Source organism: Acinetobacter sp. ANC 4910 (assembly GCF_004331035.1).
Lineage (GTDB): Bacteria > Pseudomonadota > Gammaproteobacteria > Pseudomonadales > Moraxellaceae > Acinetobacter.
This window is the reverse complement of record NZ_SJNT01000006.1, coordinates 145,169-165,149: the sequence shown is the minus strand read 5'-3', so window position 1 is coordinate 165,149 and position 19,981 is coordinate 145,169. Positions and strand designations below refer to the sequence as shown.

At 42.8% G+C, this 19,981-nt stretch carries 23 protein-coding genes; 8 read left to right on the top strand and 15 right to left on the bottom strand.

Annotated elements, in window-relative coordinates:
* Positions 1-79 precede the first annotated feature (79 nt).
* Positions 80-1,522 (top strand): PLP-dependent aminotransferase family protein, encoded by a 1,443-nt coding sequence (locus tag E0H82_RS08735; RefSeq protein WP_131264272.1) that lies wholly within the window; start codon positions 80-82, stop codon positions 1,520-1,522.
* On the opposite strand, the gene ahr is transcribed toward E0H82_RS08735, so the two are convergent.
* The 8 genes from ahr to E0H82_RS08695 form a co-directional block, all read right to left on the bottom strand.
* Positions 1,492-2,529, bottom strand: coding sequence for an NADPH-dependent aldehyde reductase Ahr (ahr, locus tag E0H82_RS08730; protein ID WP_131264271.1), 1,038 nt, complete (start codon positions 2,527-2,529; stop codon positions 1,492-1,494). The two genes, E0H82_RS08735 and ahr, sit on opposite strands and share 31 nt — an antisense overlap.
* 26 nt (positions 2,530-2,555) lie before the next feature.
* On the bottom strand, positions 2,556-3,119 hold the full coding sequence (locus E0H82_RS08725; protein WP_131264270.1) for a DNA-3-methyladenine glycosylase I: 564 nt from the start codon (positions 3,117-3,119) through the stop codon (positions 2,556-2,558).
* A gap of 25 nt (positions 3,120-3,144) precedes the next feature.
* Complete coding sequence (locus E0H82_RS08720; protein ID WP_131264269.1) at positions 3,145-3,390, bottom strand: hypothetical protein; 246 nt, start codon at positions 3,388-3,390, stop codon at positions 3,145-3,147.
* Between the two features lie 17 nt (positions 3,391-3,407).
* Complete coding sequence (locus tag E0H82_RS08715; protein ID WP_131264268.1) at positions 3,408-3,947, bottom strand: M23 family metallopeptidase; 540 nt, start codon at positions 3,945-3,947, stop codon at positions 3,408-3,410.
* 65 nt (positions 3,948-4,012) lie between these two features.
* Entirely contained in the window at positions 4,013-5,041 is a 1,029-nt protein-coding gene (gene mutY, locus E0H82_RS08710; protein WP_131264267.1) for an A/G-specific adenine glycosylase, read from the bottom strand.
* A gap of 123 nt (positions 5,042-5,164) precedes the next feature.
* The gene (locus E0H82_RS08705; protein WP_116762188.1) at positions 5,165-5,530 is read right to left on the bottom strand and encodes an HIT family protein; all 366 of its coding nucleotides are present in this window, start codon (positions 5,528-5,530) and stop codon (positions 5,165-5,167) included.
* Positions 5,531-5,605: 75 nt separating this feature from the next.
* Positions 5,606-6,346, bottom strand: a complete 741-nt coding sequence (locus E0H82_RS08700; protein WP_131264266.1) for a dienelactone hydrolase family protein — start codon at positions 6,344-6,346, stop codon at positions 5,606-5,608.
* 291 nt (positions 6,347-6,637) lie between these two features.
* Entirely contained in the window at positions 6,638-6,796 is a 159-nt protein-coding gene (locus E0H82_RS08695) for a DUF1328 domain-containing protein (protein WP_016168908.1), read from the bottom strand.
* A gap of 188 nt (positions 6,797-6,984) precedes the next feature.
* Between E0H82_RS08695 and E0H82_RS08690 the strand changes: the two genes are divergently transcribed.
* From E0H82_RS08690 to E0H82_RS08680, 3 genes are all read left to right on the top strand, one after another.
* Positions 6,985-7,437, top strand: coding sequence for a YcgN family cysteine cluster protein (locus E0H82_RS08690; protein WP_131264265.1), 453 nt, complete (start codon positions 6,985-6,987; stop codon positions 7,435-7,437).
* Between the two features lie 89 nt (positions 7,438-7,526).
* Complete coding sequence (locus E0H82_RS08685) at positions 7,527-8,426, top strand: alpha/beta hydrolase (protein ID WP_131264264.1); 900 nt, start codon at positions 7,527-7,529, stop codon at positions 8,424-8,426.
* Between the two features lie 82 nt (positions 8,427-8,508).
* On the top strand, positions 8,509-9,783 hold the full coding sequence (locus E0H82_RS08680) for a replication-associated recombination protein A (RefSeq protein ID WP_131264263.1): 1,275 nt from the start codon (positions 8,509-8,511) through the stop codon (positions 9,781-9,783).
* A gap of 224 nt (positions 9,784-10,007) precedes the next feature.
* Here E0H82_RS08680 and E0H82_RS08675 read toward each other — a convergent pair whose 3' ends face one another.
* The 7 genes from E0H82_RS08675 to dapA form a co-directional block, all read right to left on the bottom strand.
* Complete coding sequence (locus E0H82_RS08675; RefSeq protein WP_131264262.1) at positions 10,008-10,784, bottom strand: ABC transporter ATP-binding protein; 777 nt, start codon at positions 10,782-10,784, stop codon at positions 10,008-10,010.
* Positions 10,785-10,795: 11 nt separating this feature from the next.
* Positions 10,796-11,509 (bottom strand): ABC transporter permease, encoded by a 714-nt coding sequence (locus E0H82_RS08670; RefSeq protein ID WP_131264261.1) that lies wholly within the window; start codon positions 11,507-11,509, stop codon positions 10,796-10,798.
* Entirely contained in the window at positions 11,506-12,195 is a 690-nt protein-coding gene (locus E0H82_RS08665; protein WP_131264328.1) for an ABC transporter permease, read from the bottom strand. The genes E0H82_RS08670 and E0H82_RS08665 overlap by 4 nt, the downstream gene beginning before the upstream one ends.
* 92 nt (positions 12,196-12,287) lie before the next feature.
* Positions 12,288-13,073 carry an ABC transporter substrate-binding protein gene (locus E0H82_RS08660; RefSeq protein ID WP_131264260.1) on the bottom strand — a complete coding sequence of 262 codons (786 nt, stop codon included), beginning with the start codon at positions 13,071-13,073 and terminating at the stop codon, positions 12,288-12,290.
* An 865-nt stretch (positions 13,074-13,938) separates the two neighbouring features.
* A complete protein-coding gene (gene purC, locus E0H82_RS08655; protein WP_131264259.1) occupies positions 13,939-14,658 on the bottom strand; it encodes a phosphoribosylaminoimidazolesuccinocarboxamide synthase in 720 nt (239 codons plus the stop codon).
* 37 nt (positions 14,659-14,695) lie between these two features.
* On the bottom strand, positions 14,696-15,301 hold the full coding sequence (locus tag E0H82_RS08650) for a lipoprotein-34 precursor (NlpB) (protein ID WP_131264258.1): 606 nt from the start codon (positions 15,299-15,301) through the stop codon (positions 14,696-14,698).
* A gap of 13 nt (positions 15,302-15,314) precedes the next feature.
* Positions 15,315-16,214 (bottom strand): 4-hydroxy-tetrahydrodipicolinate synthase, encoded by a 900-nt coding sequence (gene dapA, locus E0H82_RS08645; RefSeq protein WP_131264257.1) that lies wholly within the window; start codon positions 16,212-16,214, stop codon positions 15,315-15,317.
* Between the two features lie 638 nt (positions 16,215-16,852).
* Here dapA and mhpT point away from each other — a divergent pair.
* The 4 genes from mhpT to E0H82_RS08630 are packed head-to-tail and all read left to right on the top strand — an operon-like array spanning position 16,853 to position 19,916.
* On the top strand, positions 16,853-18,067 hold the full coding sequence (mhpT, locus tag E0H82_RS08640; RefSeq protein WP_131264256.1) for a 3-(3-hydroxy-phenyl)propionate transporter MhpT: 1,215 nt from the start codon (positions 16,853-16,855) through the stop codon (positions 18,065-18,067).
* 14 nt (positions 18,068-18,081) lie between these two features.
* A complete protein-coding gene (locus E0H82_RS16540; protein ID WP_165492937.1) occupies positions 18,082-18,222 on the top strand; it encodes a hypothetical protein in 141 nt (46 codons plus the stop codon).
* 29 nt (positions 18,223-18,251) lie between these two features.
* A complete protein-coding gene (gene pncA, locus E0H82_RS08635) occupies positions 18,252-18,887 on the top strand; it encodes a bifunctional nicotinamidase/pyrazinamidase (RefSeq protein ID WP_131264327.1) in 636 nt (211 codons plus the stop codon).
* A gap of 54 nt (positions 18,888-18,941) precedes the next feature.
* Positions 18,942-19,916 carry a bile acid:sodium symporter family protein gene (locus E0H82_RS08630; protein ID WP_131264255.1) on the top strand — a complete coding sequence of 325 codons (975 nt, stop codon included), beginning with the start codon at positions 18,942-18,944 and terminating at the stop codon, positions 19,914-19,916.
* Positions 19,917-19,981 lie beyond the last annotated feature (65 nt).

The window sequence follows — 19,981 nt, the reverse complement described above, 5'->3', positions numbered from 1 at the left end:
AAAATGAACTGTACGCCTAGCATAGGCAGGGTGTATTCTTGGTTACAGATACAAAATATATTAAAAAATGAGTACAGTAATGGGCATTCAGTATCGTGATTTGGCACACCAGTTAGCACAGAAAATTTATGCAGGAGAATTGGGAGCAGGGCAGCGTTTGAGTTCATTGCGTCAGTTTGCCCAATCGCAACAGGTCAGCCTCAATACAGCCAAAAGTTGTTATGAACTATTAGAGGCACAAGGTTTAATTACGGCCAAGCCTCAAGCAGGCTACTTTGTGCAACCACAAGCTTTGGCAGTCGCTGTGCCGCAGCATGTCGATTTTGCGGTGACTGCCCGAGAAGTGTCTAATTTAGAACTACAAATAGAAATTCAAGAAGCCTCTATCCATGATCAAATGATTCATTTGGGATCTATTCAGCTTTCGCCAAATTTAGTGCCTGTAGAGGCACTCCGCCGTTCTATTCAACGTGCGCTGAAGCACAGTAAACCTGAAGATTTTTTGTATAGTGATAAACAGGGGCATCGACGTTTAAGAGAAGCATTGTCGGCGCATTGGGCAGAAGATGGCATTTACATGGCAGCTGAAGATATTTATATCAGCAATGGTTGCATGCCAGCTTTGTCGGTGGTGATTCAAACCCTGACCCAAGAAGGCGATAGCATTATTGTACCGACACCCAACTTTAACGGGCAGTTGCAATTGTTGGCGAGTCTGAATCGTAAAATTGTTGAAGTTCCAGCGCATGCCAATGGCTTTGACCTGAATCGATTTGAACAGGCGATGCGTGATTCGGGGGCGAAAGCGTGCTTACTCACTGCCAATTTTCAGAACCCTCTGGGCTTTTGTTTAAGCCCCACAGAAAAGGAAAAAATTGCTCAGTTGGCAGCTCAATATCAGTGCTATGTGATTGAGGATGATATTTATGCCGAATGCAGTTTTGATTTAAAACGTCCATTGCCGATTCAATACTGGGATCGACAGGGTTATGTCATTTACTGTGGTTCGGTTTCCAAATCCTTATCTACTGCTTATCGGGTGGGGTGGTTTTGCATGCCGTCACGTTTAAACCATTTACGTGCACAACTTCTGACTCGACATGTTGCGGTGAATACGCCCTTGCAATTGGGCTTGGCTGATCTGATTTATAGCCGCGCCTATCGAGAGCATTTAAACCGTTTAAAACCCTGTTTAATGCAGCAAGTTGAGCAATATCGGCAATTTTTGATTCAGGCTTTTTCGGGTGTCGAGATTCGCTTGAATCAGCCTAAAGGAGGCTATGCGCTGTGGTTACAGTTGCCTGAAGCCATTCATAGTTTGGATATGTATCATTATGCACAACAGCAAGGTATCAGTATTGTACCCGGCATTGTGTTTGGAGAAGAGCAGCGTTATAAGAATTGCATACGGTTAAATGCAGGTCATGAATTATCCGCCGAGATCCGCCAAGCGATTGAGTGCTTGGCAGCTTGGACTCGGCGACAATTGGATTATGTTGTGCTTGATTCGAAGTCGGCTTGAAGCACAATCCGATAACGGGCTTGACCTGAGTGCAAACGCTCTATCGCCTGATTGAGTTGTGACATCGGGAACAGTTCAATTTGTGGCGCAATGTTTTTACGCGCAGCGAACTTAAGCAGTTGACGTAATGCAGCAGGTGAACCTGTGGGTGAGCCTGTGATTGACTTTGCTCCGCCAATCAGACTGCCTGCATTAAACTTGATGGGTTCTAGTGGTAACCCTAAAAGATGTATGGTGCCATTGGGTGCAAGTGTACTGATATAAGCAGGCCAATTCAGTGTGACATTAACCGTACTGAGCAACAGATCAAATTTGCCTCGTTGAGTTTTCAGTGCATCTACATCGCGGCTATTTACGACATGGTCTGCACCCATCGCTTTAAGTTCATCAGTCTTGTCCAGACTTGAAGTAAAGGCCGTTATTTCACAGCCCCACGCTTTGAGTAACTTAATCGCGATATGCCCCAAGCCACCAATACCAATCACACCGACATGATGGGTGGCTTGAATATTATGCTTAAGCAAAGGGTCAAATACGGTAATCCCTCCACAGAGCAGAGGACCCGCACTTTCAGGATCTAAGTCTTCTGGTAGCGGAATGACCCATTGCCATGCCGCTCGGACTTTATCGGCAAAGCCACCAGCATGACCCACAATGGTCGCAGTACTGCCACTGCTACATAACACAGGCTGTCCAGCCACACATGGATCACAGTATTGGCAGCTTTCCGCAGTCCAACCCAACCCTACGCGTTGACCCATCTGTAATCCTTTGGCTTCAGAACCCATTCTTAAAATAGTGCCAATGACTTCATGCCCTGCGATTACAGGGTAAACAGCATTGCCCCATTCGTTGCCAATCACTGAAACATCAGAATGACAGAGCCCACAATATTCCACTTTAATTTCAACTTGATGTGGCAGAAGTTCGCCCGCATCAAACTGAAAGGGTACCAGTGCTTCGCCTGCATGTAGGGCAGCATAGCCATTGATCAGATTATTACTCATGACATCATCCTCTTATTTATAGGGGGCTATTTTTTTGTATTTTTGGCGGGGCAATGGTCTTCGTGATCATCGACCATACCTACGGCTTGCATAAAGGCATAACAGGTGGTTGGCCCCACAAACTTGAAGCCCTTTTTCTTTAAGGCTTTGGACATTTGTTGGCTAATTTCAGTTTGTGCAGGTGCTGTTTTATAGTTGGGCACAGCATTTAGAATAGGGTCGTGGCTGACAAAACCCCACAACCAATCCACGACATTTTCTTGTTGTTTCAGACTTTGCCAAGCCCGGGCATTCTCTCGAATGGCATGTAGTTTACCAATGTGTCGAATCAGTCCTGCATCTTGTAATTTGGCTTCAAGCTCTGCGTCGCTGAGTTCGGCAATCTGTTGAATCGGATGCTGAAAAAAATGCTGACGATAACTTTCTCGTTTTTTCAGCACCGTAATCCAAGAGAGACCGGCTTGCTGTCCTTCTAGACAAAGCATTTCAAATAAATGTTGTTCATCATGTACAGGTTGCCCCCATTCATGATCATGGTAGGCAATGTAGAGAGGATCCTCGGTACACCAGCCACAGCGTTGTTTAGTCATTGTTCCTCTCTATGTTGTTGTCGATTTATAAAGTGAAATCTATCCATTGGTCTGTTTTGTTGTTCCAATAGAATAAGGTGGCATGTTGTAGGTCGTTAAACGAAATCCAGAAATCTTTGCCTGATTTGTCTGCAAAACCCGTACTGATCAACAGGGCATCTTCGGTAATTTCCATGACCCAGCCCTGATAGCTTTGTCCTGCAACCACAATTTTTTGTTGATTGCCTGATTCTGCAAATTCAACCAGACGATTCATCAACACTTCAGACATGTGTATTTCCTAAAAAATTAACGTAAATATGGAAAAGGATTGACCGCACCGCGACCTTTACCTGCTAAATAAATGCCATAATGCAAATGGGGTGCAGTATGTCGGGCATTTCCCGTGTTGCCTACATAGCCAATCAGATCGCCTTTTTTGACATAATCTCCAACGGCCAGTCCGCGCTTATGCTCATTTAAGTGTGCATAATAATGCCAAGAGCCACTCGGCCCCAACACCCAAATTACTTTACCACCCAAATTGTTATCGCGTAAGTCAGCAATTAATCCCTCGGTGGTGCTATACACTTTTGTTCCACGTGGAGCCATAATGTCGATGCCTTCATGTCGACGCCCTTGGCTGCGTGAAGCACCCCATGTATCGCTCAATTGCTTGGTTTTAATATTTTGTACAGGAATGGGGAAGTTTGATTTGAGGGGCGTGCGTTGTAAGTCCTGCACGATAGATGGAGGCAGTCCTGAGCCTGTTTTCTTTGGTGTCGAAGTACAGGCGGTGAGTGCCAAAAGACCGATTGTTAAACTGCTAATCGCAAACTGACGAAGCACAATTTTTCCTTTTGATTATTGTGATTTTCAAGAAGCTAAACTTTCAGTTTCTGACTATGTCATATCTATAAGGACGAGATCAATTTTTTCATGGCAGTAGGCAGCCCCATTTGTGTAGCTTTTTGTGGCGTGTACCATGTGCCTGAGAGTTCAATCGCAATATGTTCTTTTTGTTCTGGTTCCACGTGGAAACAAATCGCCTCAAGTAACCAAGTAAAATGGGTAAAACTATGTGAGATTTGAGTGCGATGGCTGTTCGGTTTTAGACCCAACCTTTGCGTGGTTTGGCTCAATTCGGCACCATCGTCATAGATGGGTAGACTCCACAATCCTCCCCACAACCCAGTATTGGGGCGCTGTAACCACAGCCATTGATCTTGGCACTGCAACACCATCACTTGTGCCGATCTTACAGGAACCGCTTTCTTGGGCTTTTTATACGGTAGTTCAGTTTCTAAGCCCTGTTGATGAGCTTTGCAGTGTTGCTGCATGGGACAATACAAACACAAGGGTTTTTTCGGGGTACAGATGGTTGCCCCTAAATCCATAATGGCTTGGGTGTAGTCATGATTCCGTTGTTCTGGGCACAGTTGTTCTGCCAGTTGCCACATAGCACGTTCATGTACAGGCTTGCTGAGATCATCTTCAATGGCAAAGAAACGGGCTAAAACACGTTTTACATTACCATCCATAATCACGCCATATTGGCGTAGTCCTAGGGACATCAATGCACCCGCTGTGGAGCGGCCAATGCCAGGCAAAGCAATCCAATCTTCTAAGTTGTTCGGAAAATGACCTTGCTGCGCCACGATTGCTGCGGCTTTGTGTAGGTTACGCGCACGCGCATAGTAGCCTAAACCTGCCCAGTAAGGGGCGACATCATCCCAAGAGGCATGGCCTAAATCTTCAACTGTGGGGAAGCGTTGCACAAAGCGCTCAAAATATTGCAGTACGGTTTTGACTTGAGTCTGTTGCAACATAATCTCGGAAACCCATACTTGGTAGGGATTGTCTGCCACTTGCCAAGGCAAGTCATGTCGACCATGCAGGTCGAACCAGTCTAATAGGGCATCTGAGAAAGAAAACGAAGACATGTGAACTCTATACAATTTCAAGCGACTTAGTATAGCGGAGCCATACTGATTTTTGCTGAGTCTTGGCAAGAAATTGAGGCATAAAAAAATGATGCGATCGCATCATTTTTTTATGGTGACAGATTAAGCTTCGCTTAACATTCCCCAACGTGCATCGAGTTTTAGCGGTTGGTCATCATAACGAGGGATAATATGGATGTGCAAATGTTCAGATGCTTCACCAAATACCGAGCCATCGTTAAAGCCGACGTGAAAACCTGTAGGTTGATGACGAAGCTGTAGTTCATTGCGAGCCAGTTCTAAAAGTGACATTAAACTTTTACGTTCTTTGTCAGTGACATCAAAGAACGAGCTGACATGGCGTAGAGGGATAATGACGCAATGTCCTTTAGATAGTGCATTTGGCTCAGGTAGAATCACACCAAACTCATTTTTATCAATGATATCAAACTCATCGAAATTGCAATATGGGCAGTTGTTCTCAGTCATTATCTTATCCTCTGAAAAAAGTAGTGAAATTTAAAAATGATGCTGGATATAGCCAACATCCACTTTTCTATTTTTTTATTCAGCTAAACGACGTTGCAGTAGTTCATACATGGCTTCAAGCCCTTGTCGTTCAGCCTCAGCATTGTAGCCTAAGTCTACACCATTGGCTTGGGCTCTTTCATCTGCTTGTGGGTTACTAAAACCGTGTTTTGCATCTTCAAACACGATCACCTCATGCGGAACTTGAGCGGCATACATTTCTTCACGGAAATGTGCAACATCATCTAAGCTAACCATGCTGTCGAGTTCACCATGTAAGACCAAAATTTCAGCCTTGACTTGACCCGCTTGGGCCGGTGTTTGTGCTGACAGATTGGCGTGGAAGGTCACGACAGCTTTCAGTTCAGCACCCGAACGTGCCAAATCTAGAATGACTTTACCGCCATAACAAAAGCCAATTGCAGCCAGTTTATCTGGATTTACTTCGGTTTGTGCAGCCAAGGTGGCTAAACCTGCTGACGCACGAGTCACAATGGTGTCTGGGGCTTGGAAAGTTTGCATCATCCATTCATTGGCTTGCGCCGCAGATGTGGTCACATTTTTATTACCGTACATATCAATGGCGAAGGCTGCATAGCCATGTTCTGCCAGTTCACGGGCACGTTGTTCTGTGTATTCATTACGCCCCCACCATTCAGGTGAGACCAAAATACCTGCAACAGGTTCGGCACTGCTTGGTGCAGCAAAATATCCAATTAAGCGCGTACCATCTGCAGCAGTATATTCGATTTCACGGGTTTGAATGTTGCTGGTCATCCTTTTGTCCTTAGTATTATTGAGTACGAGAATTGAATGATTAAAGCATAAAATAATCGATGATTTTGAAAAAATGACGTCATGCTGGTGAAGAAGTGTAAAAAATATCTTTATATGCGTTTTTAAAACAATAAGTTAATGAAATTTAAATACTATTTAAGAGGAGTTTTGAACATTTGAAAATATAAAGCTTGAACAGTACTGCATATTTCGATGTTTTAAATTGCAGATTAAGGTATAAAAAAAGAAGGAAAATTCCTTCTTTTTTTGAGATCCTTTCATGACCGTATACTAAGCTTTCCCTCGAGAAATAAAGCCGATAATGGCTAAAATGACGGCAACGACCAATAAAATCACCGCAAAGTCTTTGGACAGTCCTGCAACACCACCAAAGCCGAGTAAGCTCGCGATTAATGCAATCACTGCAAAAATAATAGCCCAACGGAACATAAGTCTTCTCCATGTTGTTGTTGTCTTGTACTCAGTATAAAACCGCAATGAGCGAGGAAATGTTGAGCTTTTGTCTAAAAAATGTTCTTCTATTGAAGTAAGTCTATGATTTAACGTAAAAGAGATTGCTGCATTGTTGCTGAAAATTATTGATATAATAGTCGAGTTATTTTAAGTTTTTGCCAAATATGTCTAGTGAATTAAGACCACAGTTCTGGAAAAAATATTCGCTTGAAGCCCTGAACGCTCAAGAGTGGGAGGCTTTATGCGATGGTTGTGGCTTATGCTGTCTGGTGAAACTAGAGGACGAAGATACGCAAGAAGTTGCGTATACCAAAGTCGCGTGTAAGCTATTGGATTGTACAACCGCACGTTGTAGCAACTATCCTGAACGCTTGGATTATGTTCCAGATTGTATTCAATTGACGCCAGAGAAATTAAGACAGATTCATTGGTTGCCCGCGAGTTGTGCTTATCGACGTTTAAATGAAGGGAAAAGCTTACCTTCATGGCATTATTTAAATACAGGTTCACGACAGAGTGTCATTAAAGCCAGAAAGTCGGCAGCAGGTCGTTGTATCTCTGAAACAGAAGTCGATGAAGAACAGATCGATGAATATATTGTGCGTTGGGTGCGTTAATCAGCCAGATAAAATAAGATGCATTCAATTGATAATGATTCTTAATAAAAGTAGTATTTGATCTCTTTGTGGGTTAGAGAGGTCTGCCAATGTTTCATTTCTCATTCAAGTCTGCACTATTGCTGGTGTGTGGCTTTAACCTAATGATCCATGCAGAAGTACAGGCCAAACCGAATTTAGCTCCCTTAAAAGCCAATATTACAGAACAGGGCTCCGCCTACTATCAGTTTCAGGTCAAGTATTTCCAATCTGCCGATCAGCAACGCCGTTATAAAGTTTGGTTAGGTCTTCCTCGTCAAGTAACAGGAGTATCTCCTGCATTGTTTATGCTTGATGGTAATTCGGCAATGTCCTATTTGTCGGAAGATGTATTGCAGCAATTGGCAACGCGTGAAGCGCCAATTTTGGTTGCAATTGGCTATGACACCAACTTGCCTTTTGATACAACAGCCCGTGCTTTGGATTATACCCCAGCCGATGAAACCGGAAAAATCACAGCAGATCCCCGTCAACCTGAGCGCTTAAGTGGTGGCAGTACAGAATTCCGTAAAGTGTTATTAAGCCAAATTCAACCTTGGGTGGCAGGACAGATTAAATTAGATCCTCAACGGCAAGCTTTATGGGGGCATTCTTATGGTGGGCTATTTGTATTGGATAGTTTGATGCAGGCTCAATACTTCAGCCATTATTTTGCCGCAAGTCCCTCTTTGTCGTGGGCGGATGGGCGGATTCTGAAAAATATGCAAACTAAGACGGTGTCGCATGATCAGGCCCAAGCTTTATGGATCATGGAAGGGGATTTAGAACAACATCATCCTGCCACAAAAAGCCCCAATTTTAATCCGAATACGGTACAAGATAACCGCCATGTGATTGCACATTTTGCACAGCAAGGCGTACAGAGTAAACTGTTGCTGTACCCAAATTTAAGTCATGGGCAAATGTTTGCAGCGTCATTGTTGGATATTTTAAATTACCGTCTATTCTAATGGGATCTTCAGCATTCAGCTATTCAGTCTGCTTGGCATTCCAGTGTAGACTAGAACCACCTTTATTGGCTGAAATAACCCTATGTCAGACACCCAGATTCCGCTTCCAGAACGTCTTCGCCCTCGTGATTTGTCGGAAATTATTGGGCAAGATCACTTATTGGGAGAGCAAGCACCATTACGTCAAATGATTGATCAGGGGCACTTGCCGTCGATTATTTTCTGGGGACCGCCGGGTGTTGGTAAAACCACGATTGCCTTATTGTTGGCACAAGCCGTTGATCGTCCCTTTGTCAGTCTGTCGGCGTTAAATACGGGTGTGAAAGAATTACGGGAAATCATTGCTGAAAGTGGTGATTTACTCACCCCTGTGGTGTTTATTGACGAAATTCACCGTTTCAACAAGTCGCAGCAAGATGCCTTATTGAATGCGGTGGAAAAGGGCAAGATTACACTGATTGGTGCGACCACAGAAAATCCCTCCTTCGAAGTCAACAGTGCTTTACTGTCACGTTGTCAGGTCTATACCTTAAATACGCTTAGCAATGAGGCCATTCAGGAACTGATTCAACGTGCGATACAACAAGATCCTTTTTTAAAGCAACGTTATATTCAAATTGAAGAATTTGATGCCTTACTTCAGTTTGCCGCAGGTGATGCACGCAAGGCGCTTAATTTACTCGATTTAATTGCCAGTACTTTTGAAGCGGACGTTGAAAATGTCATTAGCAATGCCATTGTCGTACGTGTTGCTCAGCAAAATATTGCGCGATATGACAAATCGGGTGAGCAACATTATGATTTGGTATCGGCCTTTATTAAGTCAATTCGTGGCAGTGATCCAGATGCGGCTTTATATTGGATGGCGCGAATGCTGAAAGGGGGAGAAGACCCCGTATTTATTGCACGTCGTATGTTAATTGCCTCTTCGGAAGATATTGGTAATTCCAATCCGAATGCCTTGCTCTTGGCTGGGGAATGTTTTCGTTCAGTTCAAGCGGTCGGTATGCCGGAAGCACGAATTATTTTAGGACAATGTGCAGTGTATTTGGCGACCAGTGCCAAAAGCAACAGCACTTATCTGGCAATTAACAAAGCCCTCGATTTGGCAGAAAAAACGGCGAATTTACCTGTGCCGTTACATTTACGCAATGCACCAACCAAACTGATGAAACAGCAAGGCTATGGTGTGGACTATTTATATCCGCATAACTACCCTGAACATTTTGTACTGCAAGAATATTTGCCACCAGAATTGAAAGGTACCAAGTTGTACGAATCTGCGCGTAATAAACGTGAAGTGGAAGGGGAGCGTTTACAGCAACGCCGTTGGATGCAAGAACAACAGCAGCAATAATGTTGTGTAGTCCAAATAAAAAAGCCCGACATCCTGTCGGGCTTTTTCGTATGCGCTGCTTAGGTATAACTCCTGTCGTACCTCACGTCCTAGTGCTGTCACTTATCATTATTGTTTTATGTTTTGGAACATCCTGTTCTCTATGTCCCCATCATATGAAAAATATTCATGCTGATATAGAGGAGATCTTCCCGAATCTTTGTAAGCTTTGGCGTACAGAATACTTACTTAAAATTGCCTTCGAGGAACTGTTTAAGGCGTTCACTTTTGGGATTGATCAGGACTTCTTTAGGGTCACCTTGTTCTTCAATTTTGCCTTGATGCAAGAAAATCACATGGTTGGAGACATGGCGAGCAAAGCCCATTTCATGGGTCACCACAATCATAGTTCGCCCTTCTTCTGCCAGACTTTGCATGACTTTCAATACTTCTCCCACCAGTTCAGGGTCTAAAGCACTGGTCGGCTCATCAAACAACATGACTTCGGGTTCCATCGCCAATGCACGTGCAATCGCGACCCGTTGCTGTTGTCCACCCGACAAGAAGGACGGATATTTACCTTCTACACTTTCAGCCAGCCCCACTTTTCTTAAGTATTTACGGGCACGTTCTTCAGCTTCGGCACGTTTTAAACCCAGAACATGAATAGGGCCTTCAACGATGTTTTCCAGTACAGTCATATGTGACCATAAATTAAAATGCTGAAATACCATCATCAGTTGGGTACGCATTTTCTGTAATTGTTTGGGGCTGGTGGCTTTCAAGTTACCAGACTTGTCCAATACAGTATCTAGTTGCTCGCCATTCAGTTGAATGGAGCCCTGACTGGGTTGTTCTAAGAAGTTGATGCAGCGTAGGAATGTACTTTTACCTGACCCTGAAGAACCAATAATACTAATGACATCGCCTGCGTTCGCATTAAGGGATACACCTTTTAAGACTTCATTGTCCCCAAAGGTTTTATGTAAATCACGAATCACCAGTTTTGCTGAGTTTTCCATCTATGTTTCTCCTAATGATTCGATGGTTTTAAGAATGCTAACCAACGTTGTTCCAATTTACGAAAAATCCAAATCAAGATAAATGCCAAACATGCATATAAGATTGCCGCGATGCCAAAAGCATCAAACGTGGCATAGGTTGCCGCATTCACATCTCGTGCAATTTTCAAAATATCAGGCACGGTTGCGGTAAAGGCAATGGTGGTGGCATGCAGCATTAAAATGACTTCATTACCGTAAAATGGCAATGCACGGCGTAACATGGATGGAATAATAATACGGGTATAACGTTTCCACGGAGACATGCCAAAGGCTTTGGCAGCCTCGATTTCACCATAGGGAATGGAGCGAATGGCACCTGCAAAGATTTCAGTGGTATACGCCGCAGTATTTAATGCAAAAGCCAGAATGGTACAGTTGAGTCCCTCGCGAAAGAATTCATCCAGATGTTCATGAGCATGGATAAAGTCGAAACTATAAATACCCGTGTAAATAATCAGTAGTTGTACATAGAGTGGCGTGCCTCGAAATATATAGGTATAGAACCAAACAGGAAGGCGTAAAAATGGATTTTCTGATACGCGGGCAAGTGATAAAGGTACAGCCAAGACAAAGCCAATGGCAATAGAAAGCACCAATAGCCATGCGGTCATGGCAACGCCTGTCATTTGAAAACCATCGGTCCAAAGGTATGACTGCCAATATTGTTGAAGAATTTCAATCATAGTTGTCCCTTTTTCACGCCAACCGAGTAACGACGTTCTAACCACATCAAAATTAAATTTGAGACGGTGGTAATTGCGAGATAAATCACCGCGGCAATGACACTGAAATAAAACACCTGCATGGTGCTTCGCCCTGCGTCTTGAGTAATTTTCACAATATCGGTTAAACCAATGAGTGAGACCAGTGCGGTAGCTTTAATTAGGACTTGCCAGTTATTGCCAATACCGGGTAAGGCAAAACGCATCATTTGTGGAAACAAAACACGGCGAAAGACTTGAAATGAAGTCATGCCATAGGCATAGGCAGCTTCAATTTGTCCCTTGGGTACTGCTTGAAATGCACCGCGAAATGTTTCGGTGAAATACGCACCATAAATAAATGCCAAGGTAATTACGCCTGCCACAAACGGATTGATATCAATTTGTTCCATTTGCAACGATTCGGTAATCGAGTTCAGTCCCAGTTGCAGGCTATAAAATAGCAGCAGCATAATGACCAAATCGGGAACGCTTCGAATAAGCGTGGTGTAGGCAGTCGCAATATAGCGGACAAATTTAAGACTAGAGAGTTTAGAACTTGCACCAATCAATCCAATCATGATGGATAGTAATAGCGATAACAATGCAAGCTGTATGGTCATCCAAGTGCCTTCAAGCAACACGGGACCATAACCAGACAAAAACATACTCATCTACTCCGAACAGAAACTATAAATAGAATATTGATGAAATTCAGTTGTGTATAAAAAATGTCGGTTTAAAACCGACATTTTTGTCATCAATAAATACTGAAGGAGAAGTATTTTTTCTCGAGTTTTTTGTATGTTCCATCGGCAATAATGGCCGCTAAAGCTTTATCAATGTCCTTTTTCAAATCAACATCTTCTTTACGTAAGCCAATTGCAGCACCTACGCCAAGGGTTTTGGCATCTACCACGTTGCCACCTGCAAAGCCGAATGCTTTGCCTTTTGGTGATTTAAGGAAACCACCATCAACCATAATGGCATCTTGTAATGTTGCATCTAGACGACCTGACACCATGTCTTGGTAAAGCACGTCTTGGTTTGGATAAGGAACCACATTGACACCTTTAGGTGCCCAATAGGCTTTTGCATAACTTTCTTGAATGGTGCCTTGTTGCACACCTACACGCTTACCTTTTAAAGATACAGGGGTGGGTACTAATGGAGAACCTTTCTTCGCAACCATACGGGTTGGGGTGTTGTAAATTTTATTACTGAAAGCAATTTGTTTTGAGCGATCCGCAGTGACTGTCATTGAAGACAAAATGCCGTCGAACTTTTTCGCTTTGAGTGCAGGAATCATCCCGTCAAAAGAGTTTTCCACCCAGACACATTTGGCTTTTAATTTGGCGCAAATGGCATTACCTAGGTCGATGTCAAAACCCACCAACTTGTTGTCAGGAGTTTTATATTCAAAAGGAGCATAAGCAGATTCAGTACCGAAACGAATGACTTTCCATTCTTTGGCTTGCACTGTGCTGCCAAGCGCTGTCAGCATTAACGTTGTTGAAAGTAATACTTTCTTTTGCCAGCTTTTCATCGTAAATATTAGCATCCGTAAAAAATCAAATTTCAAAAAATAAGACGAAGACAAATTTACTCCACCTTTTGCTTTGAAATAAAAGCAACATATATACCAAAATATCCATTTATTGGTGATTTATTCAGCTTACACCATTTGTAATGGTGGAAATTTGGGTATTTTCTACGGTTCAGAATAATTTTGTTTTGCAGCATCCTATTCGCAATCTTTCATCATATTTAAAAGCTCATACAGCACATAGTGGAAAAACTCGGGAAGCTTTGTGCGCTATGGCGTACACAGTTGCTGCTTTTTTTTACAGTTTTTTTCATGGTTGTCCTAACCTAGAAAAATGTAGACCAAGTATGGGTGCTGTAATGTGATGAAGTAAAAACATGTGGGTAAAACTGAGATGGATAATGCAATTGCTATACGCAGATTAAAAAGCAAGGCAAATGGGAGTTGCATGAATAATTGGCGAAAATTTTTCCATGCCAACCAAATGATATATGCGGATCCTATCCGGCTGAAGATGAACTGGAATTGCTGAAAAGGTTGGAATATTTGATGAAGTCCCAGACCAATGACCTCAAAGGCAATGCCTAAAATTAAAGGCAGGGTTCTCTAAAGCCCAAAGCATGTTTATAACATTTTGACGAGGTGATTGTGACTGTACCAGAGGTTATTGAGTGTCACACCATTACGGTTGCAGATATAAAGCGATTGATTGGTCACTCGAATGAATTTTTATAATAAGTAAGTGATACCAGCATGTGAACAGGTTTTCTTGTGGGAGTTATTAAATACAGCGCCATTCAATTCCTACAAACATAAAAAACCGAGCCTATCGGCTCGGTTTTTTAGTTCAAAGCTTCAGACCAAATTAGATGTCTGAAAGGTTGATGCCAATACGTGCAGCAACTTCTTCATAAGCTTCAACCACACCACCTAAACCTTGGCGGAAACGGTCTTTATCAAGTTTTTTCTTGGTGTCTTTATCCCATAGACGGCAACCGTCTGGAGAGAATTCATCACCCAATACAATACGGTCATGGAACACACCAAACTCAAGTTTGAAGTCAACCAAAATCATGTTGCCTTTGTCGAACAATGCTTTAAGCACATCGTTCACTTGGTAAGTAAGCTCTTTCATTTTTTCGAGTTGTGCAGCATTTGCCCAACCTAAAGCAATGGCTTGAGATTCATTTACCATTGGATCGCCAAGCGCATCATCTTTGAAGAACAATTCGAAAGTTGGAGGTGTAAGTTCTTTACCCTCTTCAACGCCTAAGCGACGGCAGAGTGAACCTGCTGCATAATTACGAATGACACATTCCACAGGAATCATGTCTAATTTTTTCACCAACACTTCGGTTGGAGAAAGTAATTTTTCAAAGTGAGTTTCAATGCCAGCAGCAGCCAGTTGCTCCATGATAAAGGCGTTAAAACGGTTGTTCACCTTGCCTTTACGATCTAGTTGTTCGATTTTTTCGCCATTGAACGCAGAGGCATCATCACGAAATACTAAAATCAGGTGGTCTTGACTATCTGTTTCATACACAGATTTCGCTTTACCAGTATAGAGCAAGGTTTGTTTTAACATGGGGGAACCTTTTGCAAAAAAAAATGCCTAGTGTGATCTAGGCCGGCCAGTTTTGGTAAATCTGGGTTAACAGTTCTGCAGCTTTTTGTTGATCTGCAAAGCTATTATCGGCATTAAACACTGCCAAATTATGACTTGAACCGGCGGAAGTGAGTCGAAGTACATAGATCTGCTGATCAATTTTAAGCGTTACTTCGTAACGGTTTTTACTTTGACCCACAATGTTCTGGTTCATGCTGCTGAGTGTGGCAAGTGTATATTGCCAAATTGTATCAGAATTTCCATCAATTTTGAGTAATGGATTTTGATTTCCATCAGTTAGTAATTGAGGACGACCTATCGCAGTGCTTTGTTCAGCAGCAGTTGCTGCGCTATTTGGTGTAGCAACGTCTGGACGAGGTAAAGCAAAACGGTTGCCTTTGCTATTTTCGAGCTTGGGTGCATGTTGAATCGCTAAAGGTTCAACCGTTGGTGCTGGATACAGTGGCGTTACTGGACGAACCATTGATCCTTCAGGATATTGAAGCGGTTCGAGGGTTGCTGTCTCTTTATAGCTCAAAGATTTGTTGCTAACCGCAAGGGAACTACAACCCGCTAAACTCAATACTGAAAGTGCAAGGGTTAAACCTAAACGTAACTGCATAATGTAGTGCTCTTTATTTGATTATACCTGCCGCCACCAATGCTTCACGAAGCGGTGCGCGGTATTGTTCTGCAAGAGGTGTTAATGGTAAGCGTACGCCTGTACCAATTAAGCCCATTTCGTGTAGTGCCCATTTCACAGGAATTGGGTTCGATTCACAAAATAGAATATTGTGTAAATTTGCAACTTGAGTATTTAATTCTTGTGCACGTGCAGCATCGCCCGCAATGGCAGCCGCACATACTTCACTCATTTGCTTAGGCGCAACATTCGCAGTGACCGAAATATTACCTTTCGCACCATGTTCAATTAACTGGTAAGCGGTTGCATCATCACCTGAATAAACCACCATGTCTTTACCACGAAGACCTTCAAGTAAAGCTTGACCACGCGGAACATCACCAGTTGCATCTTTAATGCCGATAATTTGCGGAATATCAGCCAGACGAATGACAGTTTCATTTGCCATGTCTACGCCTGTACGGCCTGGTACGTTATACAGAATTTGAGGTAAATCAACAGCTTCAGCAATTGCTTTGTAATGCTGATATAAGCCTTCTTGTGTCGGTTTATTGTAATATGGTGTGACCAATAGGGCTGCATCAGCACCGAGTCGTTTTGCTTCTTTTGTAAGTTCAATTGCTTCGCGCGTTGAGTTTGCACCAGTACCAGCAATAATTGGAATACGTTTGTTGGCTACACGAACGACTTCTTTAATCACTTGTGTATGTTCAGCCATGCTTAATGTAGACGCTTCACCAGTTGTTCCAACTGCAACAATACTGTTTGTTCCCTGTTCTATGTGCCACTCAACGAGCTTCTCAAGACCTTTCCAATCTACGCTGCCATCTTCAAACATTGGGGTGACGATTGCGACTATTGAGCCTTGAATGATCTGTGCTTGCTGAGTCATTTTAAAAAAATATCCTATTTTTCCATCCAGTGAAGTGAAAAACATGAGGTTGGATGGGTGCGCATTTTGATTTATAGCAGGTTCAATTAGAGTGTGTCGAATTGAATAATGCTTACGCAAATTATGACTGAACAAACGATGAAGAACAATATGCTTTAGTCAAAGCAACTCAAAACTTTAAAAAAGTGAAAAATAATTTATCGCCAGAGGATATCTCTCGCGCTTTAGAATGCCAGAAAAGGACACAGATCAATAAATTTAATTCAGAAAAATAAATAAGATTAAGAGCTTATAGAACTTAATAAAGAGCTTATAGCTCTAGGTCATAGGCAAGAAAATTGGAGACCTCATTCTAAAAATGTGCCGTCAATTATTGATTTGAACAATAACTGATGGATTGCAGTGTAATTTGATGAACGGCTAAGTCGTTCAAGTTCAATTGAATTGTTGACTGTTTTAGTCAAATTTATTTCTGATTAATTGTTTTTAAGACTATTTATGCTCGGCAACGAAAATGTGATTTATCTCATAATTTATAAAAAAACACCAAAAATCTTCCACTTAAGGTGAGTTAATTTAAATTTCTGCTTCACGGATGATGAGCTTCATTTTGGACGCGGTTTAAACAAGGATTTGAGATGAATACATTGTCAGCACGTAGGCACTCCGTGATTACGGTCGCCATTTGTTTTTTGATTGCGGTGATTGAAGGTTTAGATATTCAGGCTGCGGGTATAGCCGCCGCAGGCATTCGAGAACATTTTGAATTAAATAGTTCCCAACTGGGCGTATTTTTCAGCGCAGGGATTTTAGGCTTATTACCTGGGGCATTGGTGGGTGGACGTTTTGCAGACCGTATCGGGCGTAAAACAGTCTTGGTTTGGTCTGTTGCTATATTTGCAGTATTCACTTTATGTACCGTCTGGGTAAATAGTTTTTACAGTTTATTGCTGGTGCGCTTTTTGGCTGGCGCGGGCTTAGGTGCTGCGATGCCATTGTTAATTACGCTAGCATCGGAAGCGGTTACTCCTGCAAAGCGTGGGCAAGCGGTAGGGTTAATGTATTGTGGTATGCCTGTTGGAGCTGCCATTCTGTCCTATATTGCCAGTTTAGATTTTGGTTCGAACTGGAAAAATATTTTTTATCTGGGCGGCTTGTTACCTATTATTGTGCTGCCGATAATGATCAAGTTCTTGCCTGAATCACGTGAATTCTTAAAAGCCCAAACACGTGTTGAAACCGCTGAGATCGAGCAGAAAGTCTCTTTTCGGGATCTGTTTAATCGCCATAACTTAATGCGTACGGGCTTAATTTGGTTCAGTTATTTCTTCACCCTGATGGTGGTTTATATCATGCTGAGCTGGTTGCCCTCGTTATTTATGGAGCTTGGTTTCTCACGTAAAGAGGGCAGTACGGCACAATTCTACTTCATGCTCAGTGCTACAGTGGGCACGGTGATTTTGGGCATGCTGACAGATCGTTGGAAAAAAACCTATGTGATTGTGTTGATGTATGGCGGAATTTTGGCGGGTTTATTTGCCTTAAATACTGCGGCTTCACTGACTCAAATGTATTTGGCATCTGCACTTGTCGGGGCTTTTGTGATTGGTTGTCAGGGCGTGCTCTATGCATTTGGGAGTATTGTCTATCCGACTGAACTGCGTGGTACGGGTGTGGGTATGGCTTCGGCTGTTGGGCGTATTGGGGCGATGTTGGGTCCCACCATTGCGGGACAGCTTTTAGCAGCAGGTTTTGGTGCGACTGGCGTGGTTTCAGCGGCAATTCCTTGTATTGTGATTTCTGCTGTATTAATGTTAATTTTGGTTCAACGTCTACAGAAAGTCACCGTTTAAACAGCGGATAGTCTATGAATAGCCCGTATTTACGGGCTATTTTTATGGGGAATAAACAATCGGCAACAGCAGGAATTGCTGTAGATCAAGCCAGTGAGACGGATGCGCTTACTACATTCTTAGACTTTTGTTATATGCTAGCGAACAATCAATAAGAACAGTGAATGAAACGGACATGCAACAGATACAAAACAAAAAAGCGTTGATTGTGGTGGATGTACAAAATGGTTTTACCCCGGGAGGAAATCTTGCAGTTGCCCATGCCGACCAAATTATTCCCAAAATAAATCAATTGGGGGATTATTTTGAGCAGATTATTCTGACCCAAGACTGGCATCCCGCACAGCATATTTCATTTGCAGACAATCATGTGGGCAAACAAGCCTTTGATCAAATTGAACTGCCTTATGGCACACAGGTGCTCTGGCCAGCACATTGTGTACAAGGCAGCTATGATGCCGATTTTCATCCTGATTTAGCCTTACCCCAAGCCCAATTGATTATTCGTAAAGGCATGCATGTAAATATCGATAGTTATTCGGCATTTATGGAGGCAGACCGAAAAACTACCACAGGTTTAGCTGGCTATTTAAATGCACGTGGCATAGACACCATCTATATTGTGGGCATTGCGACCGATTTCTGTGTGGCATGGACAGCAATAGATGCCTGTCGTTTAGGTTTTAAAACCTATGTGATTGCCGATGCAACCAAAGCGATTGATTTGAATGGTTCTTTGCAACATGCTTGGCAAGATATGCTGGCTGCTGGTGTACAACGCATCTACATCAAAGATATTGTTGCGACCATGACGGCATAATGGGTGTTATCTCCTTTTACCTTTTTTAGTTTGATTCCCCATTGAGGACTGACGATGTCTGTATTATTGCAATTGAGCCATTGGATTCAGAAAACCTTTGCTTTGTGGGTGGTTCTGTTTGCAGGGATCGCGTTGATTCTGCCTGAAGCTTTTGTCTGGTTAAAAGCCTATATCCCGTGGATGCTCGGGATTATTATGCTGGGCATGGGAATGACCATGCAGCTGGCGGACTTTAAAGCCATAGCACAAACGCCGAAAGCAGTCTGTATTGGTGTGATGGCACAATTTGTGGTGATGCCGTTGTTGGCTTATGTCCTGTGTCTGATCTTTCAATTACCTGCTGAATTGGCCGTCGGGGTGATTTTAGTCGGTTGTTGTCCCGGGGGAACCGCTTCGAATGTCATTACTTATATGGCCAAGGGCAATACAGCATTGTCTGTCGCTTGCACTGCGGTTTCGACCTTATTGGCTCCAATACTTACCCCATTTATTTTCTATCTACTTGCGAGTCAATGGATTGAAATTAATGCGTGGTCCATGCTGAGCTCTATTTTACAGGTGGTGCTGTTGCCGATTGTGGTGGGCTTAATTTTACGACGTTTATTGAAACAACAGATTCAGCAGTACATCACCGTAATGCCCCTCATTTCGGTGTTGGCTATCGTGTTGATTGTGGCGGCCATTATTGGTGGCAGTAAAGCGCAGCTACTCCATTCAGGCTTGCTTATATTTCTGGTGGTGGCATTACATAATGGCCTAGGATATCTGTTGGGATTTGGGTGCAGCCGTTTATTTCATTTAAATTATGCAGACAGTAAGGCGGTAGCGATTGAAGTTGGAATGCAAAACTCAGGTTTGGGTGTGGCCTTAGCCGCAGTACATTTTGCGACAGCACCATTAACCGCCTTACCCAGTGCAATTTTTAGTTTATGGCATAATATTTCAGGACCGATTTTGGCGACCTATTGGGCAAGTCGACAGCATGAATCGGTTGCTGAATCAGAGTTAGACGCTCGAAAATCTGAATGAAATCAGTGGATTTTTCTAATAAAAATTTGATCAAGTGTTGATAAAACAAACAGCAAGTTCATATA